General features: G+C 62.2%; 25 protein-coding genes. 15 read left to right on the plus strand and 10 right to left on the minus strand.

The window, feature by feature from the left end; translation table 11 throughout:
- Window positions 1-131 precede the first annotated feature (131 nt).
- The gene (locus H7U37_RS01920; RefSeq protein WP_204873155.1) at window positions 132-1,667 is read right to left on the minus strand and encodes a glycosyl hydrolase family 18 protein; all 1,536 of its coding nucleotides are present in this window, start codon (window positions 1,665-1,667) and stop codon (window positions 132-134) included.
- A 186-nt stretch (window positions 1,668-1,853) separates the two neighbouring features.
- Between H7U37_RS01920 and murC the strand changes: the two genes are divergently transcribed.
- From murC to H7U37_RS01945, 5 genes are all read left to right on the plus strand, one after another.
- A complete protein-coding gene (gene murC / locus H7U37_RS01925; protein WP_204873157.1) occupies window positions 1,854-3,257 on the plus strand; it encodes a UDP-N-acetylmuramate--L-alanine ligase in 1,404 nt (467 codons plus the stop codon).
- Window positions 3,258-3,259: 2 nt separating this feature from the next.
- Window positions 3,260-3,586 carry a hypothetical protein gene (locus H7U37_RS01930; RefSeq protein ID WP_204873159.1) on the plus strand — a complete coding sequence of 109 codons (327 nt, stop codon included), beginning with the start codon at window positions 3,260-3,262 and terminating at the stop codon, window positions 3,584-3,586.
- Window positions 3,587-3,702: 116 nt separating this feature from the next.
- Window positions 3,703-4,128 (plus strand): MarR family winged helix-turn-helix transcriptional regulator, encoded by a 426-nt coding sequence (locus H7U37_RS01935; protein ID WP_204873161.1) that lies wholly within the window; start codon window positions 3,703-3,705, stop codon window positions 4,126-4,128.
- Window positions 4,129-4,144: 16 nt separating this feature from the next.
- A complete protein-coding gene (locus tag H7U37_RS01940; RefSeq protein WP_204873163.1) occupies window positions 4,145-5,881 on the plus strand; it encodes an ABC transporter ATP-binding protein in 1,737 nt (578 codons plus the stop codon).
- Window positions 5,874-7,730, plus strand: a complete 1,857-nt coding sequence (locus H7U37_RS01945; protein ID WP_204873165.1) for an ABC transporter ATP-binding protein — start codon at window positions 5,874-5,876, stop codon at window positions 7,728-7,730. Before H7U37_RS01940 ends, H7U37_RS01945 begins: the two co-directional genes overlap by 8 nt.
- Window positions 7,731-7,801: 71 nt before the next feature.
- Here the strand turns inward: H7U37_RS01945 and H7U37_RS01950 are convergent, their stop codons facing one another.
- On the minus strand, window positions 7,802-9,157 hold the full coding sequence (locus tag H7U37_RS01950; RefSeq protein WP_204873167.1) for an alpha-amylase family glycosyl hydrolase: 1,356 nt from the start codon (window positions 9,155-9,157) through the stop codon (window positions 7,802-7,804).
- 43 nt (window positions 9,158-9,200) lie between these two features.
- On the opposite strand from H7U37_RS01950, the gene H7U37_RS01955 reads away from it, so the two are divergent.
- Complete coding sequence (locus H7U37_RS01955; RefSeq protein WP_204873169.1) at window positions 9,201-9,416, plus strand: hypothetical protein; 216 nt, start codon at window positions 9,201-9,203, stop codon at window positions 9,414-9,416.
- Between the two features lie 18 nt (window positions 9,417-9,434).
- Window positions 9,435-9,806 (plus strand): serine proteinase, encoded by a 372-nt coding sequence (locus tag H7U37_RS01960; RefSeq protein ID WP_204873171.1) that lies wholly within the window; start codon window positions 9,435-9,437, stop codon window positions 9,804-9,806.
- A gap of 201 nt (window positions 9,807-10,007) precedes the next feature.
- On the opposite strand, the gene H7U37_RS01965 is transcribed toward H7U37_RS01960, so the two are convergent.
- The 5 genes from H7U37_RS01965 to H7U37_RS01985 all read right to left on the minus strand — a co-directional run bounded on the left by H7U37_RS01965 (window position 10,008) and on the right by H7U37_RS01985 (window position 12,837).
- Window positions 10,008-10,655, minus strand: coding sequence for an SdpI family protein (locus H7U37_RS01965; RefSeq protein ID WP_204873173.1), 648 nt, complete (start codon window positions 10,653-10,655; stop codon window positions 10,008-10,010).
- Window positions 10,645-10,923: an autorepressor SdpR family transcription factor gene (locus H7U37_RS01970; protein WP_204873175.1), complete on the minus strand. Its 279-nt coding sequence runs from the start codon at window positions 10,921-10,923 to the stop codon at window positions 10,645-10,647. The genes H7U37_RS01965 and H7U37_RS01970 overlap by 11 nt, the downstream gene beginning before the upstream one ends.
- Before the next feature lie 163 nt (window positions 10,924-11,086).
- The gene (locus H7U37_RS01975; protein WP_204873177.1) at window positions 11,087-11,992 is read right to left on the minus strand and encodes a C40 family peptidase; all 906 of its coding nucleotides are present in this window, start codon (window positions 11,990-11,992) and stop codon (window positions 11,087-11,089) included.
- Between the two features lie 67 nt (window positions 11,993-12,059).
- Window positions 12,060-12,350 (minus strand): hypothetical protein, encoded by a 291-nt coding sequence (locus tag H7U37_RS01980; RefSeq protein WP_204873179.1) that lies wholly within the window; start codon window positions 12,348-12,350, stop codon window positions 12,060-12,062.
- Window positions 12,351-12,537: 187 nt separating this feature from the next.
- Window positions 12,538-12,837: a hypothetical protein gene (locus H7U37_RS01985; RefSeq protein WP_204873180.1), complete on the minus strand. Its 300-nt coding sequence runs from the start codon at window positions 12,835-12,837 to the stop codon at window positions 12,538-12,540.
- Between the two features lie 34 nt (window positions 12,838-12,871).
- On the opposite strand from H7U37_RS01985, the gene H7U37_RS01990 reads away from it, so the two are divergent.
- The 8 genes from H7U37_RS01990 to H7U37_RS02025 all read left to right on the plus strand — a co-directional run bounded on the left by H7U37_RS01990 (window position 12,872) and on the right by H7U37_RS02025 (window position 21,904).
- Window positions 12,872-13,816: a carbohydrate kinase family protein gene (locus H7U37_RS01990; protein ID WP_204873181.1), complete on the plus strand. Its 945-nt coding sequence runs from the start codon at window positions 12,872-12,874 to the stop codon at window positions 13,814-13,816.
- A 14-nt stretch (window positions 13,817-13,830) separates the two neighbouring features.
- Complete coding sequence (locus H7U37_RS01995) at window positions 13,831-15,702, plus strand: amylosucrase (RefSeq protein ID WP_243414199.1); 1,872 nt, start codon at window positions 13,831-13,833, stop codon at window positions 15,700-15,702.
- Window positions 15,703-15,704: 2 nt separating this feature from the next.
- Window positions 15,705-16,685 (plus strand): LacI family DNA-binding transcriptional regulator, encoded by a 981-nt coding sequence (locus H7U37_RS02000; RefSeq protein ID WP_204873182.1) that lies wholly within the window; start codon window positions 15,705-15,707, stop codon window positions 16,683-16,685.
- A gap of 37 nt (window positions 16,686-16,722) precedes the next feature.
- Window positions 16,723-17,559 carry an MBL fold metallo-hydrolase gene (locus H7U37_RS02005; RefSeq protein ID WP_204873183.1) on the plus strand — a complete coding sequence of 279 codons (837 nt, stop codon included), beginning with the start codon at window positions 16,723-16,725 and terminating at the stop codon, window positions 17,557-17,559.
- Between the two features lie 216 nt (window positions 17,560-17,775).
- Window positions 17,776-19,674: a PTS sucrose transporter subunit IIABC gene (locus tag H7U37_RS02010; protein ID WP_204873184.1), complete on the plus strand. Its 1,899-nt coding sequence runs from the start codon at window positions 17,776-17,778 to the stop codon at window positions 19,672-19,674.
- Between the two features lie 50 nt (window positions 19,675-19,724).
- Complete coding sequence (locus tag H7U37_RS02015) at window positions 19,725-19,982, plus strand: HPr family phosphocarrier protein (RefSeq protein ID WP_204873185.1); 258 nt, start codon at window positions 19,725-19,727, stop codon at window positions 19,980-19,982.
- 24 nt (window positions 19,983-20,006) lie between these two features.
- The gene (gene ptsP, locus H7U37_RS02020; RefSeq protein ID WP_204873186.1) at window positions 20,007-21,677 is read left to right on the plus strand and encodes a phosphoenolpyruvate--protein phosphotransferase; all 1,671 of its coding nucleotides are present in this window, start codon (window positions 20,007-20,009) and stop codon (window positions 21,675-21,677) included.
- On the plus strand, window positions 21,677-21,904 hold the full coding sequence (locus H7U37_RS02025; RefSeq protein WP_204873187.1) for an HPr family phosphocarrier protein: 228 nt from the start codon (window positions 21,677-21,679) through the stop codon (window positions 21,902-21,904). The genes ptsP and H7U37_RS02025 overlap by 1 nt, the downstream gene beginning before the upstream one ends.
- A gap of 84 nt (window positions 21,905-21,988) precedes the next feature.
- Here the strand turns inward: H7U37_RS02025 and H7U37_RS02030 are convergent, their stop codons facing one another.
- The 3 genes from H7U37_RS02030 to H7U37_RS02040 all read right to left on the minus strand — a co-directional run bounded on the left by H7U37_RS02030 (window position 21,989) and on the right by H7U37_RS02040 (window position 26,190).
- Window positions 21,989-24,370, minus strand: a complete 2,382-nt coding sequence (locus H7U37_RS02030) for a phosphoketolase family protein (protein ID WP_204873189.1) — start codon at window positions 24,368-24,370, stop codon at window positions 21,989-21,991.
- Window positions 24,371-24,543: 173 nt separating this feature from the next.
- Window positions 24,544-25,203, minus strand: coding sequence for an HAD family hydrolase (locus tag H7U37_RS02035; RefSeq protein WP_204873191.1), 660 nt, complete (start codon window positions 25,201-25,203; stop codon window positions 24,544-24,546).
- A gap of 21 nt (window positions 25,204-25,224) precedes the next feature.
- A complete protein-coding gene (locus H7U37_RS02040) occupies window positions 25,225-26,190 on the minus strand; it encodes an inorganic phosphate transporter (protein ID WP_204873192.1) in 966 nt (321 codons plus the stop codon).
- Window positions 26,191-26,201 lie beyond the last annotated feature (11 nt).

Below are 26,201 nucleotides of genomic sequence, written 5' to 3' on the forward strand. Positions count from 1 at the left end.
TTTTATCGCAAACGGATGCGTCATACAAGTCAAAGCGGCGTTTTGAAACCATTTGTCATTTTTGGATGAGGGGAATAGGGGAAAACGGTCGAACGATGAAGAAAAAACTTCAGGATCTGTCATATGTCCGGTCAGGCGGCGCGCTGGTCTGGGTCCAGGAGCCGGACGGCCAGAGCGGCGGCCTCCGCCCGGGTGAGGACGGCGTCGGGCCGGAAGGCGCCGTTGGCGTCGGTGCCGGTGAGGATACCGGCGCGGTACAGGGTGAGCACGTCCGCATACCCTTCCCGCTGGGGGGAGAGGTCGGGAATCGTATCCACCGTCCGAATGGGGGCAAGGGCCTCCTGGGGAAGGGAGCGGCGGAGCAGTATGGCGCACTGAAGCCGGGTGATGGGGGCGGCCAGGGTCTGGGTGGTGAGGGAAGCGGAGAGGATGCCGGTTTGCAGGGCATAGTCCAGATAGACCTGATACCAGGGCACGCCCTGGACCAAGGGGTCGGTCCCCTTTTCATAGATGACATGGATGCGGGCACTGAGGCTGACGGCCTCGGCGGCGGTGACGGTGCCGGCGGGGGAGAAGAGGTTCCCGCCGGTGCCCCGCATGAGACCCAGATGCCAGGCGGCCCGGACGCTGGGGGCATACCAGGCGGAGGGGGACACATCGTCAAAGGGGGCGAGGGCTTCCACCACCTGATGGATGGCGGTAAGGAGGCTGAGGTTGCTGTCGGCGGCGTCCTGAGAGATCTCCCAGATCATCACGCCGCCCAGCTGTTCCAGGGCGTAGCGGGTTTTGGCCTGGATGGTGGGAATGCCGTTGTACCAGACGGTCTGGCCGTTGTAGACCGAGGTATCCCGCCGGGCGGCGGCGGGGTCGGCGCGGACCAGCGCGCCATAGGAGACGGAGCCGGGACGGGCGTAGAAGGGAAGGCCCAGCACCACCTTTTCGGCGGGTAAGCCCCGGGTTTCGTGCCAGTAGTTCCCGGCGTGGACGGCGTAGTCATAGGAGGCGTGCTGGGCGTTGTTGGCGTCATAGGCCATGACGTTGACCCAGTCCACCGCCTCCAAAACGGCGTCGGTAAAGGCCATGGAGGAGGCGTAGGGCGTTCCGGTGTCGGGGGAGACGCCGCCCGGCACGGCGGTGGTGAGGAGTTTTCCCTGGAGTCCGGCGCGCAGGCGGAGCATCAGGTCCTCATACTGCCGGTATGTACCACTGGTCCTGGGGTATTCCCAGTCCATATCCACCCCGTCAAAGCCGTATTGGGCGCACATGGAGAGGATGGCCTCGGTCAGGGCGGCCCGTTTTTCCGGGGTAGCGGTGGCGGCGGCAAAGGTGTCCTCCAGCGGGACGTTCTGGTAGCTCCAGCCGCCCACCGCCAGCAGGACCTTGACGCCGTGGGCGTGGGCCTCCCGGATGAGGGCCCTGGCGTTGGCGGCGTTTTCCAGGGGACGGAGTCCGCCCTCGGGGGTGGGGATGGCAAAGGCGTAATAGATGTGGGTAAGCTTATCATACTGAAGGGTATCCCGCCCGGTCCGCCAGGAGGGATAATAGGCCGTTACCTTGACTTGTCCATTCGGCGCGTGGGCGTCGGTGGCGGGCGCGGCGGCGGCGAAAAGAGCCAGGAGAAATGCGCACAGGGCCAGCGTAAGGGCCGGCCGTTTGATTCGGTCCATGAGGAGGTCCTGCCTTTCTGTCAAAATCGTGAAAACCAGGGCCCATTGTAGCAGAAAAGAGAGGGAAAAACCATGGAAATTTCTCCTCCTTTTGTCGCTTTTTCTCTTGTATCACCCTGACGGGCGGTATATAATATCCGCTGGAGAAAAAAGCTTCAAAGATTCAAAGAAAGGGTGTCTTGCCCCATGACGGATTTTCACGTTCATGATACCCGGGAAAACCGGGACATCAGCGCTTATATCGCCCCTGGCCGCCGGGCCCATCTCATCGGCATCGGCGGCGTATCCATGTCCCCCCTGGCCGAGGTGCTCCACCGCTTCGGTATGGTGGTCACCGGCTCGGACATGAAGGAGAGCCCCGCGGTGGAGCATCTGCGGTCCCTTGGCATCCAGGTGGCCATCGGCCATCGGGCGGAAAACCTGGGCCAGGCGGAGCTGGTGATCCGCACCGCCGCCGCCCACGATGAAAACCCGGAGATCGCCGCCGCCCGGCAGGCGGGCATCCCGGTCTTTGAGCGGGCCCAGGCGTGGGGACGCATCATGCAGGACTACCGAAACGCCCTGTGCATTGCCGGCACCCACGGCAAGACCACCACCACCTCCATGTGTACCCACATCGCCATGGCGGCCGCGGCAGACCCCACGGTGATGATCGGCGGCGTGCTGCCTCTGCTGGGCTCGGGCTACCGGGTGGGCAAGGGGGAGACCATCATTCTGGAGAGCTGCGAGTATTGCAACTCCTTTCTGTCCTTTTTCCCCACCGTGGCGGTGATTCTGAATATTGAGGCCGACCACCTGGACTTTTTCCAGGACCTGGCCGATGTGGAGCGGTCCTTCCGTGCCTTTGCCCTGCGGGTGCCGGAGAACGGGGTGGTCATCGCCAACGCCGACGACGCCAACACCATGGACACCCTGGCGGGGCTGGACCGGCCCATGATGACCTTTGGCCTGGAGCGGGGGGACGTCCACGCCGCCAACCTGACCTGGACCAACGGACTGGCCTCCTTTGATGTGGTGCATGACGGCGCGGTGTTCACCCATGTGGCCCTCCAGGTGCCCGGCGTCCACAACGTCAAAAACGCCCTGGCCGCCGCCGCCGCGTCCATCGCTCTGGGCTTCCACGCCCAGGCGGTCTCCCAGGGTCTGGGGGCCTTTTTGGGCGCCGGACGCCGGTTTGAGCACAAGGGGACCTACCACGGGGCGGAGATTTATGACGATTACGCCCATCACCCCGGCGAGCTGCGGGCCCTCTTCTCGGCGGTGGGCGCGCTGGGCTACCGGCGGGTGATCTGCGCCTTCCAGCCCCACACGTACAGCCGCACCCAGGCTCTTTTTGACGACTTTGTCCAGGCGCTGGCCGCGCCGGACATTACCGTCCTGGCCGAAATTTTTGCCGCCCGGGAGACCAACGACATCGGCATCTCCTCCCAGGATCTGGCCCGGTGTATCCCCAACAGCCGCTACTGCGCCACCCTGGAAGAGGTGACCGACACGCTGGCCCTGCTGGCCCAGCCCGGGGATCTCATCCTCACCGTGGGCGCGGGAGACATCTACACGGTGGGCGAGGCTCTGGCCGCTCGGGAGGAGTGAGGATGGGGACCTTTTTCCTGCCGGTGCTCTCACACTTTCAAAATGACAATTTCTGGACTGCCAGCGACCGCCGGATGCGCTATCTGGTGACCCCCAAGGAGGGGGAGCGGCTGGAGGCGCAGGTATGGGAGGGCCCCTGGGGCCACGCCTTCAGCCATATAGAGGAAGAGGCGTCGTTTCCGCTGAGCGAGGAGGGACTGACGCAGCTGGAGGCGTGGTGCCGCCGCTGGAGCGAGGAGATCAACCGCCGTCCGCCCCGCTCGCTGGAGGAGACCCTTGCCATGCGGGAGGCCGCGCTCCAAAGCCGGAAGGAGCAGGCCGATTCATAAGCTTTTTTGCCCGCCGCCCTTTGCTGGGCGGCGGGCAATCGCGTCCTTTGCGCCTTGACAGGAGGGGACAAGGGGGGCATAATTGATATATCAATGTTTGAAAGGAGGGGGAAGGAATGGAGTACTCTTTCCATGCCCTGCTCTTTCGGGCCTTCCATGCCCAGCGCAATTATCTCCGGCCCCAGATCAGCGCCATTGGGCTCACGCCCGGCCAGCCCAAGCTGTTAACGGTGCTCCACCGGCTGGGGAGCTGTACCCAGCGGGAACTGGCCGATCAGTGCGAAATCGATCCGGCGGCGGTGTGCCGTATGCTGGACTCCTTGGAGCGGGAGGGGCTGGTGAGCTCGGCCGGCAGCGGCGGACGGCGCAGCGGGCCGGTCTCTCTCACCGAGGCGGGGGAGGAGACCTACCGGCGCTGGAAGCGGCGCTGTCAGGCCATGGAGAAGGTCATGCTGGACGGTTTTCGTCCGGAGGAGCAGGCTCAATTTGCCGATTATTTGGCCCGGGCCTACCGAAATTTGAGAGGAAAACAGGAGAGCTGAAAGGGGGAGAGGAGGCTTGCGGGACCTCAAACGGATCTTTGCCCACATCGGTCCTTACCGGCGGGAGCTGGCGGCGGCCATGGCCCTGGTTTTTATTGAGACCGGCTTTGAGCTGTTCATTCCGCTGCTGATGGCCGACATCATCGATGTGGGGGTGAAACATCAGGATGTCCACTATATCCTGGCCAAGGGTGTACAGATGGGCCTCTGCGCCCTGCTGGCCCTGATTACCGGCCTGCTCTATGCCCGTTACGCGGCCCGGGCGGCCTGCGGCTTCGGCGCGTCCCTGCGGGAGGCGGAATTTACCGCCGTGCAGCACTATGATTTTGCCAATCTGGACCATTTTGACACCGCCTCTCTGGTGACCCGCATGACCACCGACGTGACGGTGATGCAAAACGCCGTGTCCACCGGACTGCGGCCGCTGATCCGCAGCCCGGCCATGCTGATTTTCGGACTGGGCCTTTCTTTTTACATGAACGCCCGGCTGGCGCTGGTGTTTGTGGTGTGCGCCCCCATTCTGGCGCTGGTGCTGATCTTCGTGGTGTGCAAAGTGGCACCCATGTATAACCGCCTCCAGGTGGTGATGGACCGGATGAACGCCATTGTCCAGGAGGCGCTGACGGCCATCCGGGCGGTCAAGGCCTTTGTGCGGGGCGAGTACGAGGCGGAGAAGTTCGACGGGGTCAACACCCAGCTGATGGAGACCAGCCAGCGGACCTTCCATTTCGCGGTGCTCAATCTGCCCGCCTTTCAGGCCACTATGTACGCCTCGGTGGTGTTGATTTTCTGGTTTGGCGGCCAGATGATCCAGACCGGCGACCTGGAGGTGGGAGACCTCACCGGATTTCTGAGCTATGTGCTTCAGGTGATGAACTCTCTGATGCTCATTTCCAACGTATTTTTGATGCTGAGCCGTTCCCTGGCCAGCGCCCGGCGCATTTCCGAGGTGCTGGACCAGCGCCCCGACCTGGCCGATCCGCCGGCGCCGGTGCCCCAGGTCACCGACGGCAGCGTGGAATTTGACGATGTGTCCTTCCGCTATTCCGCTGGCGCCCAGGAGGACGTGCTCTCCCATATCAACCTGAAGATCCGGGCGGGACAGACGGTTGGACTTATCGGCGGCACCGGTTCGGCCAAGACCTCCCTGGTGCAGCTCATCCCGCGGCTCTACGATGTGAGCGGCGGCGCGGTGCGGGTAGGGGGCAGGGATGTGCGCTCTTATGACCTGGAAGCGCTGCGGGACGCGGTGGGCATTGTGCTCCAGAAGAACGTGCTCTTTTCCGGCACCATCCGGGACAATCTCCGGTGGGGGGCCCCGGAGGCGGACGACGAGACCCTGTGGGCAGCCTGCCGGGCGGCTTGTGCCGACGAGTTTTTGGAGCGGATGCCCAACGGTCTGGATACCGAGTTGGGGCAGGGGGGCGTCAACGTGTCCGGCGGCCAAAAGCAGCGGCTGTGCATCGCCCGTACCCTGCTCAAGCGGCCCAAGATCCTCATTCTGGACGACTCCACTTCCGCCGTGGATACCGCCACCGACGCCAAGATCCGCGCCACATTGAAAAAGCTGCGGAAGGTGACCAAAATCATCATTGCCCAGCGCATCACCTCGGTGATGGACGCCGACCTCATCGTCATTCTGGAGGACGGGCGCATCCATGACGCCGGCACCCACAGGGAGCTTCTGGCCCGCAGCCCCATTTATCAGGAGCTCTACTACTCCCAGCAGAAAGGCGGTGAGGACGTTGGCTAGATCGTTCAGCGGAAAACGGCCCCAGGACCTGAAAAAGACGGTGGGGGCGCTGCTGTCCTATATGGGCCGGCATAAATTCCTTCTGCTGGTGGTGGCGGTGCTGGTGACGGTCAGCGCCCTGGCCAACCTCCTGGGCACCTACATGATCAAGCCCGTCATCAATAACTATGTGGTGCCGGGAGACATGGAGGGACTGGTCTTTGGCGTCACGGTGACGGCCCTCATTTACGCCGCCGGCGCGCTCTCCGCCTTCGGCTATACCCAGACCATGGTGAAGGCGGCCCAAAAGGTGCTTTTTGACATCCGGCGGGACCTCTTCGACCACATCCAGACCTTACCCCTCCGCTATTTTGACACCCGGCAGAAGGGCGACGTGATGAGCCTCTTTACCAACGATGTGGACACCATCGCCGACGCCCTCAATAACTCCTTTGCCATGGTCATCCAGAGCTTTGTCCAGATCGTGGGCACCCTCACCATGCTCTTTCTCCTCAACTGGCAGCTCTCCATGATCGCCCTGGTGTGTTACATCGTCATGTTCCTCTACATCCGGTACAGCGGCAAAAAGAGCAAGTTTTACTTCAACCGCCAGCAGATTGAGCTGGGGGCGCTGGACGGCTTTATCGAGGAGATGGCGGCTGGGCAGAAGGTAGTCAAGGTTTTTAACCGGGAAAAAGCCAACCTGGAGGAATTCAAGGCCAAAAACGAGCGCCTGCGCCAGGCGGGCACCTCGGCCCAGTCCTACGCCGCCACCATGATCCCGGCGGTGGTGAGTATTTCCTACATCAATTACGCCATTGTGGCGGTGCTGGGCGGCCTGATGGCCCTGAAGGGCATGACCGACGTGGGCAGCCTGGCCAGCTACCTGGTTTTCGTCCGCCAGGCGGCCATGCCCATCAACCAGTTCACCCAGCAGGGGAACTTCCTGCTGGCGGCCCTGGCGGGCGCGGAGCGGATCTTCTCCGCCATGGAGGAGGAGCCGGAGGTGGACGAGGGGACGGTGACCCTGGTCAACGTCCGCAAGGAGGGGGACGGGACGCTGACGCCCTGTACCGAAAAGACCGGCCAATGGGCCTGGCAGGACACCGCCCGGACAGACGCGCCGCTGGTGCCGCTGCGGGGAGACGTGCGCTTTGACCATGTGGTCTTTGGGTATGAGAAGGGACAGACCATCCTGCGCAATGTGAGCCTGTACGCAAAACCCGGCCAGAAGATCGCCTTTGTAGGCTCCACCGGCGCGGGCAAGACCACCATTACCAACCTCATCAACCGGTTTTACGACGTGACCAGCGGGTCCATCACCTACGACGGCATCGACGTGCGCAGGATCCGCAAGGACGCCCTCCGCCGGTCGCTGGGCATCGTGCTCCAGGATACCCACCTCTTCACCGGCACCATCGAGGAGAACATCCGCTTCGGCAAGCTGGACGCCACCCGGGAAGAGGTGGTGGCGGCGGCCCGTATCGCCAACGCCGACTCCTTCATCCGCCGTCTGCCTCAGGGCTACGACACCATGGTCACCGGAGACGGGGCCAACCTCTCCCAGGGCCAGCGGCAGCTTTTGGCCATTGCCCGGGCGGCGGTGGCCGACCCGCCGGTCCTCATCCTGGACGAGGCCACCTCCTCCATCGACACCCGCACCGAGTCCCTCATCGAGACCGGCATGGACGCGCTCATGGAGGGGCGGACGGTCTTTGTCATTGCCCACCGGCTGTCCACCGTGCGCAACGCCAACGCCATTTTGGTCCTGGAGCAGGGCCAGGTGGTAGAGCGGGGCGACCACCAGGATCTGCTGGACCAGAAGGGCGTCTATTACCAGCTCTATCACGGCATGTTCGAGCTGTCCTGACCCGGCGGGCAGCCAAAGGCCCCGGACCTGTTTTTACACGGTCCGGGGCTTTTTCGGCGGAAAACGGGAAATTAAAATTCAAACTTGTCCGGTGCGCCCACCAGAATGCGGGCGCCCTTGGCGGGGACGGGCAGCCAGGAGCGCCCGCCGTCGTTGTTGAAGGTCTGGTTATCGTTGAGCACGTCCTGGAGCACCGGCTCCTGATGGCGGAACTCCACGTGGACCTCCTGGTCGTCCAGATTCAGGACCACATAGACCTTCTGGGCGGGGGTGGAGCGGAGGTAAACCAGCTGCTTGCACTGGATGGAGACATTTTCGTAGCCACCCTCCCGCAGGGCGGGGAAGGCCAGACGGATGTCGGAGAGCTTTTTGAGGAAGGCGCACAGAGACTGGTCCTTTTCGGCCATCTCCTCCAGCTCCAGGCAGGGCCGCAGGGCCACGTCGGAGGTGGGGGTGCGGCAGTCGTCCAGGGCCCACTCGCTGCCGTAGTAGATGGAGGGCACGCCGGGCATGGTGTAAAGGATGGTGTAGAGGTTCTTGAGGTCCGCCTTGTCCTTGAGCTTGCCGGCCACCCGGTCCACGTCGTGGTTATCGGCGAAATTGTAGGTGATGATATTGCGGTAAATGCCGCCGGGCCCGAACTGCCGGTTGAGGGAGTGGGCGATTTCAAAGTAATTCTGGTCGTTGTGGCAGGACCAGAGGCCCTTCCAGCACTCGTAGTTGGTGGTGGAGTCCAGCATCTCGGGATTGGCCCAGCGGGCGTAGTCGCCGTGGATGATCTCGCCCATGAGCCAGAAATCCGGGTCCTTCTCCCGGACGGTGCGGCGGAGGGTGCGGAAGAAATCGAAGTCAATGCAGTCGGCGGCGTCCAGCCGGAGGCCGTCGATGTGGAACTGGTCCATCCACATGGTCACCGCGCCCAACAGATGCTCCACCACCTCGGGGTTGCGGAGATTCAGCTTGACCAGCTCATAGTGTCCCTGCCAGCTCTCATACCAGAAGGGGTCGCCCATGGGACTGCCGCCGCCGAAGTTCAGGTTCTGGAACCAGGAGCAGTAGGGGGAGGAGGGGCCGTTCTGCTGCACGTCCCGGAAGGCCCAGAACTGCCGGCCCACGTGGTTGAACACGCCGTCCAGCACCACCCGGATGCCGTTTTCATGGAGCGCGTCGCACAGGGCGCGGAAGGAGTCGTTGTCACCCAGACGCCAGTCGATCTGCCGGTAGTCCTTGGTGTCGTAGCCGTGGGTGGAGGACTGAAAGACAGGCCCCAGATAAACGGCGTTGACCCCCAATTCCTTCAGATGGGGAATCCAGGCATGGAGCTTGTCCAGCCGGCAGATGGGCTCGGCGGCGTCGTTATGAAAGGGGGCGCCGCAAAAGCCCAGGGGGTAGATGTGATAAAATACAGCGTCTTGGATCCAACTCATTGCTCTAACCTCCAGCGGAACGCCGAAAAAACGGCGTCCGAGAATGCCGGCGCCGCGAATTGCCGGCGCCGCTGGTAACAGTGTACCACAATTTTTCCCCGGTGGACAGGAAAATTTTGCGTCGGCGAAATATTGGGAAAGAGGGGGAGAGAAAAAATTAAAATTGTCTAAAATAACAAAGCCCTCTCTTGCGCCGCGGGGGAAAATGGATTACAATGGAAGAGAAGAAGCAAGCCAGACGGCAGGTCGTCTGCCGTAAGAAAAGGAGGGCTTACAAATGGCTTTTTTTGACGATTTCAAGGAAAAGGCGGCGGATCTGGCCCAGGTAGGTATGGCCAAGTCCAAGCAGCTGGCGGAGATCGCCCGACTGAACCTGGTGAACGCCGGCGAGGAGGACACCATCCGCAAGGCCTATCAGGAACTGGGACGCATCTACTATGCCGAGCGGGGCAACGCGCCCGAGCCGGCGTACAGCGCCCTGTGTGAGAAGATCACCGCCGCGCGCATCACCATTGAGGAAAACAAGGAACGCATTGCCCAGCTCCGCGCCGAAGGAACCACAGAGGGCGCCGGGCAGGAGGAAACGGCAGCGCCGTCCCAGGCGGACGGCGTGGACCCGGAGGTCCCGCCGGAGGACGAGACGTTCTGAGCGCCGTCCCGATGCGGAAGCCTCCGCACCAAAGGAGGGTGACGTATGGGAGAACAGGGTATGACTTGGAAAATCATGGTCGCGGTCATGGTGGCCGCGGTGGTACTGGCCGCGCTGGTGGGGATCGGACCCTTGCTCAATGCGGCATTTTAAGCAAAGAAAAAGCCGGACCGATGACAGCCATCGGTCCGGTTTTTGTTGTTACGGGTTCTTTTTCCGGTACCATACATAACTCATGACCACCATGATCAGACTGGTGGCCAGGATGCAGACCATCAGCAGCACGAACATCACCGCCTCCGGCAGGAGCAGCGCGCCCACCAGAAACAGGAGGCCCGACCAAAACCACAGCATACCGGCCAGCCGGTGGGTTTTGTTCCAGACATCCGGATCGGAGATGGTCCAGGGGGTGCGGACGCCGAAGAAAAAGTTGGGCTTGATCTTTCCCAGCATATTGCCCAGGAAAACGAAGAGCAGCCCCATCAAAGCCAGCACGAACCGCCCCACCGACAAGGTGCCCGGATGAAAGCTCTCTACAAAGGTGAGTCCCATCAGCAGGCCGAGAAAAATCACAATGGCAATGGCGAAGGAGTCGTAATAGCCCTGAAATTTTGCATAGTTTTGCTTCCGCGGGTCCAGCTTGGGCAGGCCCATGAGCAGCAGCGCCATTATGGGAGCGATGCCGCCCAGGAGAAACAGCTCTGCCTTGGAGCCGTAGCGGTCCACGGTCCCGTCCAGCCCCCAGTGGAGGGGCACCTGGTCGGGCAGAGTGCCGTACAGAAGGGCCAGCGCCAGCAGCGGCGCCAGCGCAAAGACCCACAGAAGGATCACACACCATTTATGCTTCATCCTGTTTCCCACCTTTCAGACCGGCGATCCAGCCGGTGATCTCGTCCAATACCGACAGATTCAACTCGTAGTAGATCCATTTGCCCCGCTTGTCGTCGCTCACCAGCCCGGCGTCCTTCAGGACCGACAGGTGGTGGGAGATGCTGGCCCCGGTGATGGGGAAGTGACTGCCGATCTCCCCGGCGGTCTTGGCGCCGTCCCGCAGGAGGTGGAGGATCTCCCGCCGGGTGGGGTCGCTGAGGGCCTTAAAGGTATCCTGAAATCCCATGGCTGTGTTCCCTCCTATCATTTAGAATTTTATCTAAATATAAAGTAACACAGTCCGGAGGGGATGTCAAGAGACAATTAGAAGAACATCTAAATGTATAAAAGAAAAAAAGCACGGCGCAAAAACTGCGCCGTGCTTCCGATTTTGAACGGAAGGGAAAAGCTTACAGGATGTGACGACCGTAGACGTACACTCTGGAGTAGTAGCCGGAGGACAGGGTGTCGATCTGGACGGAATATGTATTGGTGGAGGCGTGGATAAACTGACCGTTGCCGATGTAGATCCCCACATGAGAGACGGGCTTGGTGGTGTTGGCCCGGAAAAAGACCAGGTCGCCGGGCTGGAGCTCGCTCTTGGAGACGGCGGTACCGTTGGCCAGCTGATCGGTGGCGGTACGGTTGAGGGTGACGCCGAAGTGGGAATAGACGTACTTAGTAAAGCCGGAGCAGTCAAAGGAATTGGGGCCGTTGCCGCCGTAGACGTAGGGAGTGCCCAGGAACTGCTTGGCGTAGGCCACGATCTGGTCGCCGATGGCGGAGGACGCGGCGGCCTCGGCGGTGCTGCGGGAGCCCACGGAGTCCTTGACGGTGACCATATAGTCGCTGCTCACATAACCGGTCTTGCCGCTGTACTGGACCTTATACCAGCCGTTGTCGATGCCCACGATCTCCACGATGGTGCCGTCGGGCAGGGAGGAGACGATGCTGTAAGAGGTGCCCGCGCCGCTGCGCAGATTGAGGGAAGAGCCGCCGGCGCTGACCTTGCCGTAGCCGATGGCGGCGTCAGCGGTGGTAGCGACGGTAAGATATTCGCCGGACATATAGCCCTGAACCGATCTGTAATCCACCTTGTACCAGTTGTTGCCGGCGTCGGCCAGGATGATGACGCTGTCGCCCTTGGCGGCGGTGGCCAGAATGGTGGACTCGGTGCTGGCGTTTTCCCGCAGACGCAGGGCGTCGGCGGTGACCGTTCCCACGCCGACGCTGGCGGCGGCGGCGCTGACGATGCAGGCGGCAGAGACCACAGCGGTCAGAAACACAGTGCGCAGGACCTTGACGGGCTGTATCATTGGTATCGTTCCTCCGTTCAAAATAGGTGGGCGGCAAAGGCGGCCCGGATGGTTCTTTGGTATAGAATTACTTGCCGGACAACGCCCGGTCCAGCCATACGGAAGCCACGTCAATGGCGGCGTACAGGCTGTCCTTCTCGGTCTTTTTGACCACCTTGTCCCGGCTCTTGAGCTCGGGATCGGTTAGCTGGAGCTGAATGGCCACCCGGGTGGCCACGTCCAGATCCTGAACCTTTTTGGTGTCCATAATCTGGAGGAGGATAATGTATTTATCAGCCATGCTGCCGTAGTAGATGAGATGATCTTTCCGGCGCAGCGGATGGCCCTTGTAGGTCAGAGGGATGTTTTCGTTTGCCATGGGCAGCCTCCTGTTATCGTTCTGAAAAACTTGTAACCAAATTGTAACACATTGTTTCCGCGCTGTCAATCATAAAGTAGACATAAAAATCCGGGGGATTGGAATCGTATTTGTCAGAAAGAGGAGGAAGCATGGGGAAAGAGGGCGATTTTTGTCCGGCAGAGGGAAAAAGACGGAAAGGTATTTTTCAGTATTGCGGGAAACGGGGGAGAGGAACGGCATTTGGCGCGGGGATCGGCGCGGGAGTGGGAAGGGGCGGCGGAACGGTCCGAATTTTCCGGGAAAGAGAAGGCGTTTTTTCTGTTTTTATATATAATATACCGGTTTTTGAGGCAATAAACAGGAGGAAAAGTATTTTTAGAGACGGATTGCCGGGGCGGAAAGGGACGCCGCGCAAATAAATGCGACTTTTTTCCAAACCCCCTTGCGGGGCGGTTTGGGATATGGTATGATTTTTAATGAATTCGATTACAAAGAAATTCATCATTTATTTGAAACGAGGCAAGGGAGGTATTTCTTTCATGAAAGATTTGATTGCAGTGGGAGAGGTGCTCATCGACCTGACCCAGACCGGTGTGAACGAGGCGGGGGTACGTCAGTATGCCGCCAATCCCGGCGGTGCGCCGGCCAACGTGGCGGTAGCGGCGGCCCGTCTGGGGGCCCGGACGGCCTTTGTGGGAAAGGTGGGGCAGGATGCCTTTGGGGACACCCTGCGCCAGGTGCTGGTGGACAACGGCGTGGACGTGTCCGGCATGTATGGCACCGACCAGGCGCCCACCACGCTGGCGGTGGTGAGCGTGGACCCCTCCGGCGACCGGAGCTTTACCTTTTACCGCTCTCCCGGCGCGGATATCCTCCTCACACCTGCGGAAGCGGAAGATGCCCTCACCGAGGGGACCAAATTCCTCCACTTTGGCTCGGTGAGCCTGACGGCCGACCCGTCCCGCTCGGCGACTCTGGCCGCCGCCAAAAAGGCCAAGTCCATGGGCGCGCTGGTGAGCTATGACCCCAATTACCGGGCCAATCTCTGGAGCGACGAGGCCACCGCCGTGACCTGGATGAAGGAGCCGGTGGCGCTGTGCGACGTGGTGAAGCTGTCGGAGGAGGAACTGCCGCTGCTCACCGGCACCGCCGATCTGGCCGAGGGCACCCACCGGCTGGTGGAGCAGGGGGTCACGCTGGTGCTGGTGACCCTGGGCGGCGAAGGCGCTTACTACCGGGTGGGGGAGGAGACCGGTATGGTGCCCGGCGTGGCCACCAAGGTGGCCGATACCAACGGCGCGGGCGACACCTTCCTGGGTGCGGTGCTCAGCCGCCTGGTGCGCCGGGGCGAGGCGCCTCTGGACGGACTGAACGGCAAGGCCATGGAGGAGATCCTCACCTTTGCCAACCGGGCCGCGTCCCTGACCTGTTCCCGCAGCGGGGCCATCCCCGCCATGCCGACCCTGGAAGAGCTGGGTGAATGAGAGGGAGGACCGACATGAAGAAAGAGACCAGAGAAATGGTGGATACCGCCTTTGAAGAGCGTCTTTCGGCCCGCTATGATGAGCTGAAGTGGCTGTATTGTGAGCTTTACCACAATGATATGGACGCCTTCCGCTATTTTTGCGACATGCTCCGCCGGAGCTACGACGCCCGCAAGCCCGACCTGAAGGCCCTGGACCGCCGGCGGCTCAATCAGCCCGGCTGGTTCCGCTCCAACCAGATCCTGGGCATGATGCTCTACGTCTCCGCCTTTGCCGGCGACCTGAAGGGCGTACAGAAAAAGCTGCCCTATCTGGAGGAGTGCGGCGTCAACTACCTGCACCTGATGCCTCTGCTGGAGAGCCCCAGAGGGCGGAGCGACGGCGGCTATGCCGTGTCCAATTTCCGCACCGTCCAGCTGGAGCTGGGCACCATGGACGACCTGGAGGCCCTGGCCGATCAGTGCCGGGAGAAGGGTATGAGCCTTTGCCTGGACTTTGTCATGAACCATACCAGCGAGGACCATGAGTGGGCCAGAAAAGCCAGAATGGGGGATATAGAGTGCAAAAAGCGCTATTTCTTCTATGACGACTGGTCCATTCCCGCCCAGTTTGAGCGGACCGTCCCCCAGGTGTTTCCCACCACCGCGCCGGGCAACTTCACCTGGCTGGAGGACTGCCGTCAGTTCGTGATGACCACCTTCTATCCCTACCAGTGGGACCTGAATTACGCCAATCCCGTGGTGTTCAACGACATGACGGAGAATCTCCTCTACCTCACCAACCGGGGCATTGACGTCATCCGTCTGGACGCCGTACCCTACATTTGGAAGGAACTGGGCACCGACTGCCGCAACCTGCCAAAAGTCCACACCCTGGTGCGTATGATGCGCCTGGCCTGTGAGATCGTCTGTCCGGCGGTGCTGCTGCTGGGCGAGGTGGTCATGGAGCCGGCCAAGGTGGCCCCCTACTTCGGCACGGTGGAAAAGCCGGAGTGTCAGATGCTCTACAACGTCACCACCATGGCCAGCACCTGGCACACCGTGGCCACCCGGGATGTGCGCCTCCTCCGCCACCAGCTGGACCAGGTGTGCGCCCTGCCCCATGACTACCTGTTCCTGAACTATCTGCGCTGCCACGACGACATCGGCTGGGGCCTGGATTATCCCTGGCTGCGGCAGTTCGGCATGGAGGAAGTGGCCCATAAGCGTTACCTCAACGACTGGTTTACCGGCAGATGGCCGGGCAGCTGGTCCAGAGGGGAGCTCTACAACGACGATCCCCGCCTGGGCGACGCCCGTCTGTGCGGTACCACCGCCTCTCTGTGCGGTACCGAGGCCGCCGTCTACGAGCAGGACGAGGACAAGCTGGACCGTTCCATTTCCTGCGACGTGATGCTCCACGCCTGGATGCTGACCCAGAGCGGCATTCCCGTGCTGTACAGCGGCGACGAGGTGGGTCAGCTCAACGACTATACCTATCATGAAAACCCGGAAAAGTGGGACGACAGCCGCTACATCCACCGTGGAAATTTCCAGTGGGACCTGGCCGAGATGCGGGATGACCCGGAGACGCGGCAGGGCCGGCTCTTTGCCGCCCTGCGGAAGCTGGAGGAGATCCGGGCCGCCGAGACGGTATTCCGGTCGGACGCGGGGGTGTATACCCTGGATACCTGGTGCGATCAGATTCTGGGCGTGGGCCGTGAGTGGGGCGGCGAGCGTTTCGTGGCCCTCTTCAACTTCTGCGAGGAGGCCCGCACCGCCTGGATGTGGGAAGAGGACGGCTTTGTGGACCTGGTGACCGGCCAGCCGGTACACCTGGGGGCCGTAAATCTGCCGCCCTACGGCTTCCTGTGGCTGAAGAAAGGACGGGAGGAAGAAGCAAAATGACCATGAAGGAGTTGGCACGGATCGCCAACGTGTCCAGCGCAGCGGTGAGCCGCTATCTTAACGGCGGCTCTCTGAGCCAGGAGAAACGGGAACGCATCCGGGCCGCCATTGAAGAGACGGGGTATCAGCCGGATACGGTGGCCCAGATGCTGCGCACCGGTACCACCGACCACATCGGGCTGATCGTGCCGAAAATCAGCTCCGACGCGGTGAGTCGGGTTACGGCCGGGGCCACCCGTGTCCTCTCCGAAAAGGGGTATCTCTGTCTTTTGGCCAATACGGAAAACGACCCGGAGAAGGAACTGGCCTATCTGGGTCTCTTTCAGAGCCGTCCCGTGGCGGGCGTGATCCTGATGGCCACCGTCCTCACGCCCCGCCATGAGGAGATGCTGCAAAACGCCCCCTTTCCCATCGTGGTGGCGGGGCAGCAGTTCCGGCAGGTGCCCTGCGTCTACCATGACGACTTCGGCGCTGCGCAGGAACTGACCAACCGCATCATTGCCCGCGGACGAAAAAAACTGGGCTATATCGGAGTCATCGAGCAGGACGTGGCCGCCGGTCTCAACCGCCGGCGGGGCGTCCAGGCCGCCATGAAGGAGCACGGGCTGGACCCGTCGGCCCTGGCGGTGGTAAACAGCCCCTTCAACGTGGCGGGCGGACGCGCCGCCATGAAAAAGCTGCTGGAGACCACACCGGACGTGGACGGAGTCATCTGCGCCACCGATCTCATCGCCTTTGGCGCCATGGAGACCCTCCGGCAGGCGGGCCGCAGCCTGCCGGAGGACGTGAGCGTGGCCGGTGTGGGCGACAGCTGGGCGGGGGAGTATATTACGCCCCATCTGACCACCGCCCATTTTTACTACGAAAAGAGCGGGGAGACCGCCGCACGGCTGCTGCTGGATATCGTGGAGAACAAGGGGGAGCCCGGCCCCATTCATCAGACCATGCTGGGCTATACCGTGATCGAGCGGGAATCCATTTGAAAATGACGCCAATTGGGCGAAAAGGAGAAAAACTGTCATGAAGCTCTTGTATATGGGCACTGCTGCCGCGGAAGGCTGGCCTGCCCTGTTCTGTTCCTGCCCGATCTGCGCCCATGCCCGGGCCAACGGCGGCCGGAATCTGCGCACCCGTACCCAGGCCCTGCTGGACGGGGAGATCCTGCTGGATTTTCCGCCGGACACCTACTGCCATGCTCTGCGCCACGGTCTGGATCTGGGGAAGATCCAGACGCTGCTGGTGACCCACAGCCATATGGACCACTGGTTCCCCACCGACCTCATCCACCGGCACGAGCACTTTGGCCGCGGCACGGTGGGGGTGCTGGACGTTTATGGCAACAGCGCGGTGGAGAAGGCGTTTTATGAGCATATCCTTATCGACCGTTTCAAGCCCCATCCCATTGACGACGTGGTCCATTTCCACAACACCCACGGCGGCGACCGCATCCAGGCGGCGGGGGGCTGGGAGATCATCGCGGTGCCCGCCGACCACGACAAGCGGGAGGAGAGCCTGGTCTATATTTGCAAAAAGGGCGGCAAGACCGTCTTTTACGGCCACGACACCGGCGTCAATCTGTCGGAGGCGGCCTGGGCGCTGCTGGCGGCGGAGCGGTTCGACCTGGTCAGCCTGGACGCCACCATGGGGCAAAAGACCATCGGGGGCTACCATATGGGTCTGCCGGATATCGAGCCCTTTTTGGCCAAAATGGAGGCGCTGGGCTGTGTGAACGACAAGACCGTCAAGGTCATCAACCATTTCAGCCACAACGGCAACATGACCCAGGAGGACCTGGAGCGCTGGGGCGCGGAGCGCGGCATCCTGGCCGCTTACGACGGCATGGAAGTGGCCTTCTGAGTCCCTGGAAAGGCGCGCCGGAGCCGTCGTGGGACGGCTGAGGTGAATATTACGGAAAGGACCCGGCGGAGCGCCGGGTCCTTTTGACGTTATGCTCAAAAAGCCTGTAAAAAAATTGTAAAAGATTCCGTCTGGACAAATGGCAAAATGTAACGTAGAATGAAAGCACAGTGAAAACGATTTCAAAAACTTGATTTCGTACAAGGGGGAAAGATCATGGATTACCGCAAATGTGCCCAGGACATCTATGATAAACTGGGCGGGAGAGAGAACTTGGTCAGCGCGGCGCACTGCGCCACCCGGCTCCGGCTGGTGACGGTGGACAACAGCAAAATTGATCTCAAGGGGCTGGAGGACACCGAAGGAGTCAAGGGCGTCTTTCAGAGCAATGGACAGCTTCAGCTCATCATCGGCACCGGCACGGTGAACAAGGTTTACGATGAATTCCTCAGCATCTCCGGCATGACGGCGGCCACCAAGGATGAGGTCAAGGCGGCTGCCGCGGCCAAGCAGAACATCTTGCAGCGGATGGTCAAGGCGCTGGGCGACGTGTTCGTTCCCATCCTGCCGGCCATCGTGGCCTCCGGCCTGCTGATGGGTATTCTGGAGGGCCTGTCCAACGCCATTCCCGGCCTGACCGAGTCGGGCACCTACACCATTTTCCACATGTTTTCCAACGCGGCCTTTGTCTTTCTTCCCATTTTGGTGGCTGTATCGGCGGCCCGGGTATTTGGCGGGAATATTTTCCTGGGCGCGGTCATGGGCATGATTATGATCCACAGCGATCTGGTCAACGCCTGGAACGTGGCCTCCATGACCGCGGCCGGCCAGACCATTCCCACCGCTGATGTGTGGTTCGGCCTCTTTGATATCCAGCTCACCGGCTATCAGGGCCACGTGATTCCGGTCATCATCGCGGTCTGGCTCATGTGTCAGATTGAAAAATGGCTCCACAAGCACGTGCCTGAGATGATCGACCTCTTCGTCACCCCGCTGACCACCGTGTGTGTCACCGGCTACCTGACCCTCACCATCTTTGGCCCCATCTTTTCCACCCTGGAGACTTGGGTGCTCAACGGCGTGCAGGTCCTCATCACCATTCCTTTCGGCATCGGCGCGGCTTTGATGGGCATTGTTTACCCCCTGACGGTGGTATGCGGCATCCATCACATGTATAATGTAATTGAGGCCGGTATGCTCTCCTCGGGCCTCAACACCTGGATGCCCATTGCCTCGGCCGCCAATTTCGCCCAGGGCGCCGCCTGTCTGGCCGTGGCCCTCAAGACCCGCAACCGCAAGTTCAAGAGCCTGGCGCTGCCCTCCGCCCTCTCCGGCTTCCTGGGCATCACCGAGCCCGCCATCTTCGGCGTCAACCTCCGCTTTGTTACGCCGCTGATTGCCGGCATGGTGGGCGCCGCCGCCGGTTCGGTGGTGGCCTACATCTTCGGCATCGGCGCCACAGCCTACGGTGTGACCGGTCTCTTCGGCTTCCTCACCACCACCGGCTATACCGTCCCCTACCTCATCGAGCTGGTGGTAACCTTTGTGGTGGCCTTCGCGGTGTGCTGGGTGCTGTACCGGGAAAAGGAGGAAGAGACGGAGCAGGAGCCCAAGGAGGCCCAGCCGGAGCAGCCCGCTGTAACGTGTGTCCCCGGCGTGGTTTACGCGCCCCTCAGCGGTACGGTGATTCCCATGGAGGAGATCCCCGACCCCACCTTTGCCGCCGGCGTACTGGGAATGGGCTGCGGCATCGTGCCGGACGGCAGCGAGGTGGTGGCGCCCTTTGACGGCACCATCAGCACGGCGGCGGGCACCGGCCACGCCATCGGCATCTCCTCTCCCGACGGTATGGAGCTCCTCATCCACGTAGGCATCGACACGGTTTCCCTGGACGGGAAGGGGTTCCAGCTCCTGTGCGCCGAGGGGGACACGGTCAAGGCCGGTCAGACGCTGATGCGCTTTGACCCGGATGTCATCACCAAGGCGGGGCTGTCCACCACCACGGCGGTGATGGTCACCAACGCGGAGGATTACGAGACGGTCCAACTGGTCAAGACCGGCGCCGTCCGGCCGCTGGAGCAGCTGCTGGAAGCCAAGGTCCAATGTCCGGTATAAAAGATAGACCCAACCCATGATTCAAATCATAAAAAAGGAGTGCTTTTATTATGAAACAGTTTACTTATGTCATCACCGATCCCGTGGGTATCCATGCCCGTCCCGCCGGCCTGCTGGTCCGGACCGCCAAGGCCTATGAGAGCGAGATCCTGTTTGAAAAGGACGGGAAGAGCGCCGGCGCTACCAAGCTCATGGCTCTGATGGGTCTGGGCGTCCGCTGCGGGGACACCGTGACGGTGACGGTCACCGGCTCTGACGAGGAGAAGGCCAGCGCGGGGATCGAGCAGTTTTTGAAGGACAACCTGTGATCGGATAAGAGAGGGAGCGTCGAGATGAAGAGCTTGCAGGGGAGCGGGGCCAGCGGCGGCGTGGCCATTGGAACGCTGAAATTTTACCGGCATGACCGGCAGCTGGTGAGCCGCCGCCGTGTGGAGGACGTACAGGCTGAGCTGGAGCGCTTCCAGACGGCCCAGGCGGCGGCCATCGACCAGCTGGGAAAGCTTTACGAAAAGGCGCTGACCCAGGTGGGAGAGCAGGGCGCCCAGATCTTTGAGATCCACCAGATGATGCTGGAGGACGACGACTACTGCGACTCCATCCGCAGCATCATCGAGCGGCAGAGCGTCAACGCCGAATATGCCGTGGCCATTACGGGAGAGAACTTTGCCAAGATGTTCTCCGACATGGACGACGACTACATGCAGGGCCGGGCTGCGGACGTCAAGGACATCTCCGAGCGGCTGCTGCGGGTGCTGGAGGGCGAACAGAGCGACGCCATCGACGCGGACCAGCCGGTCATCGTGGCCGCGGACGATCTGGCCCCCAGCGAGACGGTCCAGCTGGACAAGAGCAAGATCCTGGCATTTGCCACGGCGGGCGGCTCCGTCAACTCCCACACCGCCATTCTGGCCCGGACCATGGGCATCCCGGCCATCATCGGCCTGGGGCCCGAGTTCCAGGCGGAGCTCTACGACGGCAAGACCGCCGCCATAGACGGGGCCACCGGACAGCTGTACATTGAGCCGGACAAGGAGACCCAGGCGGCGCTGCTGGAAAAGCAGGCGAAGCTGGCAGAGCGGAAGCGTCTGCTCACCCAGCTCAAGGGCCTGCCCGGCGAGACTCAGGACGGACAGCGCATTCTGACCTATGCCAACATCGGCAATCCCAGCGACCTGGGCGCGGTGCTGGCCAACGACGCCGAGGGCATCGGCCTGTTCCGCAGCGAATTCCTCTATCTGGAGAGCCAGGACTACCCCAGTGAAAATGAACAGTTCCAGGCGTACAAGTCGGTGGCCGAGACCATGGCGGGCAAGCGGGTGATCTTCCGCACGCTGGACATCGGCGCGGACAAGCAGGTGGACTACTTCCATCTGCCCAAGGAGGAGAACCCGGCCATGGGTATGCGGGCCATCCGCATCTGCCTGACCCGGCAGGAGATTTTCCACACCCAGCTGCGGGCGCTGTACCGGGCCTCCGCCTATGGCCGTGTGGCCATTATGTTCCCCATGATCGCCTCGGTGTGGGAGATCCAGGAGGTCAAAAAGATCGCCGCCCAGGTGCGGGCCGAGCTGACCGCCTCCGGCGTGCCCTTTGACGAGCACGTGGAGCTGGGCATCATGATCGAGACCCCCGCCGCCGCCGTTCTGAGCAATCAGCTGGCCAAGGAGGTGGATTTCTTCTCCATCGGCACCAACGATCTCACCCAGTACACCACCGCGGTGGACCGCCAGAACCAGGATCTGGGCCGCTTTTACGATCCCCACCATCCGGCGGTGCTGGAGCTCATCCGGCTGACGGTGGAGAACGCCCACCGGAACGGCATCTGGGCCGGCATCTGCGGCGAGCTGGGGGCGGACCTGAGCCTGACCGAGACATTCCTGGCCTTTGGTGTGGACGAGCTCTCGGTGGCGCCGGCGTCGGTGCTGCCCCTGCGGGAGAAGATCCGCAGCCTGAACCAGTCCAACCGCCAGGCCATTTTGGACCGCTATCTGGAGGTGCGATAATGGGAAAAAAGACCCTGTATCTGGACACGGTGGAGAAGGTCAAGAACTTTGTAGACCTGATCACGCCCTATCCCTATGAGATTGACCTGTGCTCCGGCCGGTTTGTGGTGAACGCCAAATCCATTCTGGGCATTTTCAGCCTGGACACCTCCCAGCCGGTGGAGGTGGTCATCCATGCCGAGGACTGCGCCGCCCTTCTGGAGCGGCTGGAGCCCTACGCCTTCTAAGCGCCGGAAAACATCAAAAAGCGAGGCCCCGGACCAATTTGGTCCGGGGCCTTCTTGCCGTCTGAACGGCGATGTTTCATTGATTCAATAGATTCCCTTGCCGTCGTTCCACTTCCAGGCCCGCACCTCGGGCAGATCCACGCCGTTGGCGAAGATATACTGCTTGTGCTCGATGAGCTTGTCTTTCATGAGCTGGATGAGGAAGGAGCCCCGATTGCCCAGCTGGGGCAGACGCTTGATGGCGTCGATGACCAGGCTGAAGCGGTCAATGTTGTTCTGGACACGCATATCAAAGGGGGTGGTGATGGTGCCCTCCTCCTTGTAGCCGCGGACGTGGAGGTTTTTGTTGTGGCGGCGGTAGGTGAGCTCGTGGATGAGGGTGGGATAGCCGTGGAAGGCGAAGATAATGGGCTTGTCGACGGTAAAGAGGGAGTCGTAGTCCTCGGAGGTGAGACCGTGGGGGTGCTCGGTGTGGGGCTGGAGCTTCATCAGGTCCACCACGTTGATGACCCGGATCTTGAGTTCCGGGAGATATTTGTGGAGGATGGTGACGGCGGCCAGCACCTCCAGGGTGGGCGTCTCGCCGCAGCAGGCCATGATGACGTCTGGCTCACAGCCCTGGTCGTTGGAGGCCCAGCCCCAGATACCGATGCCGTGGGTGCAGTGGCGGATGGCCTCTTCCATGGTCAGCCACTGGGGACGGCGGTGCTTGGAGGTGATGAGCACGTTGACATAGTTCCGGCTGCGGATGCAGTGGTCGAAGCAGGAGAGGAGGCAGTTGCCGTCCGGGGGGAGGTAGAGGCGGACCACGTCGGCCTTTTTGTTGGCCACATGGTCCAAAAAGCCCGGGTCCTGATGGGCAAAGCCGTTGTGGTCCTGCTGCCAGACGTTGGAGGAGAGGATATAGTTTAGAGAGGAAATATCCTGCCGCCAGGGCAGCTGATTGCACACCTTGAGCCATTTGGCGTGCTGGGAGAACATGGAGTCCACGATGCGGATGAAGGCCTCGTAGCTGTTGAAAATACCGTGGCGTCCGGTGAGCAGATAGCCCTCCAGCCAGCCCTGGCACATATGCTCGGAGAGCATGGCGTCCATGATCCGGCCGTCGGGAGCCAGATGGTCGTCCCGGCTGTCCTGGTCGGCGTTCCAGCACCGGTCGGAGGCCTGAAAAGCGGCTTCCAGCCGGTTGGACATGGTCTCGTCGGGGCCGAAAAGGCGGAAGTTTCGGGCCTCCAGGTTGAGCTTGAGCAGGTCGCGGATGAACTTGCCCAGCTCCACCATATCCTGGCCCTCCACCTCGCCGGGAGCGGGGACGGAGATGGCGTAGTCCCGGAAGTCGGGAATGCGCAGGTCGCGGAGCAGCAAGCCGCCGTTGGCGTGGGGGTTGGCGCCCATACGGCGGGTCCCCTTGGGGGCCAGCTCCTGCAATTCGGGGATCAAAGCGCCGTTGCGGTCAAAGAGCTCCTCAGGCCGGTAGCTGCGCAGCCAGTTTTCCAGAATTTTCAGATGCTCCGGGTGTTCCGGGTCCACGCTCACCGGGATCTGATGGGCGCGGGCGGTGCCCTCCACCCGCAGGCCGTCCACCTCCTTGGGGCCGGTCCAGCCCTTGGGGGAACGGAAAACGATCATGGGCCACCGGGGCCGGGTGGTGTCGCCGTTGGTGCGGGCGTTCTGCTGGATGCGTTCGATCTCCCGCACCGCCCAGTCCAGGGCGGCGGCCATCTGCTGATGCATCCGCACCGGCTCGTCCCCCTCCACAAAGCGGGGGGTCCAGCCGCAGCCCTTGAAAAAGTCCTCCAGCTCGTCATGGCTGATGCGGGCGAAGATGGTGGGGTTGGCGATTTTGTAGCCGTTGAGGTGGAGGATGGGGAGAACGGCGCCGTCGGTGATGGGGTTGAGGAACTTGTTGGAATGCCAGGCGGTGGCCAGGGGGCCGGTCTCCGCCTCGCCGTCCCCCACCACGCAGGCGGCCACCAGGCCGGGATTATCCAGCACCGCGCCGAAGGCGTGGGCCAGGGAGTAGCCCAGCTCGCCCCCCTCGTTGATGGAGCCGGGGGTTTCGGGGCCGGCGTGGCTGGGAATGCCGCCGGGGAAGGAGAACTGCTTAAACAGCCGTTTCATCCCCTCGGCATCCTGGCTGACGTTGGGATAGATCTCGCTGTAAGTGCCCTCCAGGTAGGTCTGGGCCACGATGGAATTGCCGCCGTGGCCGGGGCCGCAGACATAGATCATATTCAGATCGTATTTTGTAATAATCCGGTTGAGATGGGTATAGATAAAATTTTGGCCTGGAACGGTCCCCCAATGGCCCACCACGATTTTTTTCAGGTGTTCGGGGGCCAGGGGCTTGCGGAGGAGGGGGTTGTCCAGCAGATAAAGCTGACCGGCGGAGAGATAGTTGGCGGCGCGCCAGTAGGCGTCGATTTTGCGCAGCAGCTCCGGGGTCAGGGGGCCTTTTTTAGACATGCGCGTGGAAGTTTTAGCGGCAGCCTTTGAGGCCGCGGATGCCTTCGTTGCCAAGATTCCTGCCTCCTTAATAGAATATGATATGATTTAATTATATGCTTAAGTGGGGAAAAGTCAAGAAAGTTTGGGCAGGATTTGGAAAATCGGGAAGCGGAAAGAGAAGAAAAGAGACGTTAGCAATGGATACCCAGACATTTCGCCAACTCAGAAACGGAGGGGACCAGCTGGCGGGCGCCGTGGTCCAGGAGGAAGTCTGCGTCCCGGAAGCCCCAGGTAACGGACAGGCAGTCCATCCCGGCGGCCCGGGCGGTCTCGATGTCCACATCGGAGTCGCCGATGTACACCGCCCGGTCTGCCGCCACGCCCAAAGCGTCCAGAGCGGCCAGGGCGCTGTCGGGGGCGGGTTTTTTGCGCACGGAAGCCGATTCGCCGATGGCCACCGCCACCCGCTGGCCGAAGTAGTCGTGGCACAACCCCTTGACGGCGGCGTCAAACTTGTTGGACACCACCGCCACCCGGATGCCCGCCCGGTTCAGAGCGTCCAGCAGTTGGAGAATACCGGGGTAAGGGGCGGTTTTGTTGCGCATATTGGTCAGATAGTGGGCGCGGAACACCTCCAGGCACTGTTTGGTGTTCTCGGCGCCGGTGCCGTCTGGGACTGCCCGGGCGATGAGGTTCGCCACGCCGTTGCCCACGAAGCGGCGGACCTCCGACAGGGAGCGCCGGGGGAAGCCGCAGCAGGTCAGGGCATAGTTGGTGCTGTCGGCCAGATCGTCCAGCGTGTTGAGCAGGGTGCCGTCCAGGTCAAAAACGGCGGCGTCATAAGGGTACATGGTGACACATCCTTTATCTGATTAAATGGAAAGCAAGCGGGGAATACGGGCCAGCAGAAAGGCCAGGAGGGCGCAGCCCGGAAAGGTAAACAGCCAGGTGAGGGCCAGCTCCCGCCAGACCGTCCGGTCCACCGGCTTTCCGTCGGACCAGCCGGCCCCGGCCACGGCGGCGGTTTTGGCGTGGGTGGTGCTCACTGGCAGACCGGCCAGGGTGCACACCAGCAAAGCGGCGCAGCCGCCCACATCAGAGGCCAGTGCGGAAGCGGGGCGCAAAGCCACCAGACGGCGTCCCACCTTTTCCACGATGGGACGGCCTCCCAGCAGCGCGCCCAGGGCCATCACGGCGGCGCAGAGAACCGCCGCCTGCCGCGGGGAGAGAGGTCCGCCGGCGGGGAGGGTGAAGAGCAGCAGACCGGCGCATTTTTGTCCGTCCTGCGCGCCGTGGAGGAAGGCGGCGAGGGCGGTGAGGGCCACCTGTCCCCGCCGGAGAAGAGGCGCGGGCAGGCCGGCGGCGTTGAGGAGGGAAAGGGACAGCGCGCCCAATCCGGCGCCCAGCAGCAGGGAGAGGACCATGCCCCATCCCGCCGCCGCCCAGGCGGAGGGCTCCAGGGAGCGGAGACCGTCGGGGCGGGCCAGGGCGGCGCCGGCCAGACCGGCCAGCAGGGCGTGGCTCTCGCTGGTGGGAATGCCGAAGCGCCAGGCGGCGGCGGCCCAGAGGACCACCGCGCCGAAGGCGGCGCATAAGCTGGCCATGGGCTGCGGGCTGTTCGCCAGACCGGCCAGCGCCCACATCCGGTCGGCCACCACCGGCCAGAAGGTCATGGCCGCCGCCGCGCCCAGACCGTCGCACACCGCCGCCAGGAGGGCGGCCCGCCGGAAGGAGAGGGCGTTGGAGGCCACCGCGGCGGCGATGGCATTGGGGGCGTCGGTCCAGCCGTTGACAAAGACCACGGCCAAGGCCAGCAGAACCGGGAGCCAGGCATACATGGGACATCACC

The sequence above is a fragment of the Pseudoflavonifractor phocaeensis genome (assembly GCF_016901735.1).
In the GTDB taxonomy this organism is placed as follows: Bacteria; Bacillota; Clostridia; order Oscillospirales; family Oscillospiraceae; genus Pseudoflavonifractor_A.

Excerpts from the sequence above, each read along its gene's own strand:
- H7U37_RS01920 (WP_204873155.1), bottom strand. The coding sequence starts at position 1,667 with ATGGACCGAATCAAACGGCCGGCCCTTACGCTGGCCCTGTGCGCATTT.
- murC (WP_204873157.1), top strand. The coding sequence starts at position 1,854 with ATGACGGATTTTCACGTTCATGATACCCGGGAAAACCGGGACATCAGC.
- H7U37_RS01930 (WP_204873159.1), top strand. The coding sequence starts at position 3,260 with ATGGGGACCTTTTTCCTGCCGGTGCTCTCACACTTTCAAAATGACAAT.
- H7U37_RS01935 (WP_204873161.1), top strand. The coding sequence starts at position 3,703 with ATGGAGTACTCTTTCCATGCCCTGCTCTTTCGGGCCTTCCATGCCCAG.
- H7U37_RS01950 (WP_204873167.1), bottom strand. The coding sequence starts at position 9,157 with ATGAGTTGGATCCAAGACGCTGTATTTTATCACATCTACCCCCTGGGC.
- H7U37_RS01955 (WP_204873169.1), top strand. The coding sequence starts at position 9,201 with ATGCCGGCGCCGCGAATTGCCGGCGCCGCTGGTAACAGTGTACCACAA.
- H7U37_RS01960 (WP_204873171.1), top strand. The coding sequence starts at position 9,435 with ATGGCTTTTTTTGACGATTTCAAGGAAAAGGCGGCGGATCTGGCCCAG.
- H7U37_RS01965 (WP_204873173.1), bottom strand. The coding sequence starts at position 10,655 with ATGAAGCATAAATGGTGTGTGATCCTTCTGTGGGTCTTTGCGCTGGCG.
- H7U37_RS01970 (WP_204873175.1), bottom strand. The coding sequence starts at position 10,923 with ATGGGATTTCAGGATACCTTTAAGGCCCTCAGCGACCCCACCCGGCGG.
- H7U37_RS01975 (WP_204873177.1), bottom strand. The coding sequence starts at position 11,992 with ATGATACAGCCCGTCAAGGTCCTGCGCACTGTGTTTCTGACCGCTGTG.
- H7U37_RS01980 (WP_204873179.1), bottom strand. The coding sequence starts at position 12,350 with ATGGCAAACGAAAACATCCCTCTGACCTACAAGGGCCATCCGCTGCGC.
- H7U37_RS01985 (WP_204873180.1), bottom strand. The coding sequence starts at position 12,837 with ATGATGAATTTCTTTGTAATCGAATTCATTAAAAATCATACCATATCC.
- H7U37_RS01990 (WP_204873181.1), top strand. The coding sequence starts at position 12,872 with ATGAAAGATTTGATTGCAGTGGGAGAGGTGCTCATCGACCTGACCCAG.
- H7U37_RS01995 (WP_243414199.1), top strand. The coding sequence starts at position 13,831 with ATGAAGAAAGAGACCAGAGAAATGGTGGATACCGCCTTTGAAGAGCGT.
- H7U37_RS02000 (WP_204873182.1), top strand. The coding sequence starts at position 15,705 with ATGAAGGAGTTGGCACGGATCGCCAACGTGTCCAGCGCAGCGGTGAGC.
- H7U37_RS02005 (WP_204873183.1), top strand. The coding sequence starts at position 16,723 with ATGAAGCTCTTGTATATGGGCACTGCTGCCGCGGAAGGCTGGCCTGCC.
- H7U37_RS02010 (WP_204873184.1), top strand. The coding sequence starts at position 17,776 with ATGGATTACCGCAAATGTGCCCAGGACATCTATGATAAACTGGGCGGG.
- H7U37_RS02015 (WP_204873185.1), top strand. The coding sequence starts at position 19,725 with ATGAAACAGTTTACTTATGTCATCACCGATCCCGTGGGTATCCATGCC.
- ptsP (WP_204873186.1), top strand. The coding sequence starts at position 20,007 with ATGAAGAGCTTGCAGGGGAGCGGGGCCAGCGGCGGCGTGGCCATTGGA.
- H7U37_RS02025 (WP_204873187.1), top strand. The coding sequence starts at position 21,677 with ATGGGAAAAAAGACCCTGTATCTGGACACGGTGGAGAAGGTCAAGAAC.
- H7U37_RS02030 (WP_204873189.1), bottom strand. The coding sequence starts at position 24,370 with ATGTCTAAAAAAGGCCCCCTGACCCCGGAGCTGCTGCGCAAAATCGAC.
- H7U37_RS02035 (WP_204873191.1), bottom strand. The coding sequence starts at position 25,203 with ATGTACCCTTATGACGCCGCCGTTTTTGACCTGGACGGCACCCTGCTC.
- H7U37_RS02040 (WP_204873192.1), bottom strand. The coding sequence starts at position 26,190 with ATGTATGCCTGGCTCCCGGTTCTGCTGGCCTTGGCCGTGGTCTTTGTC.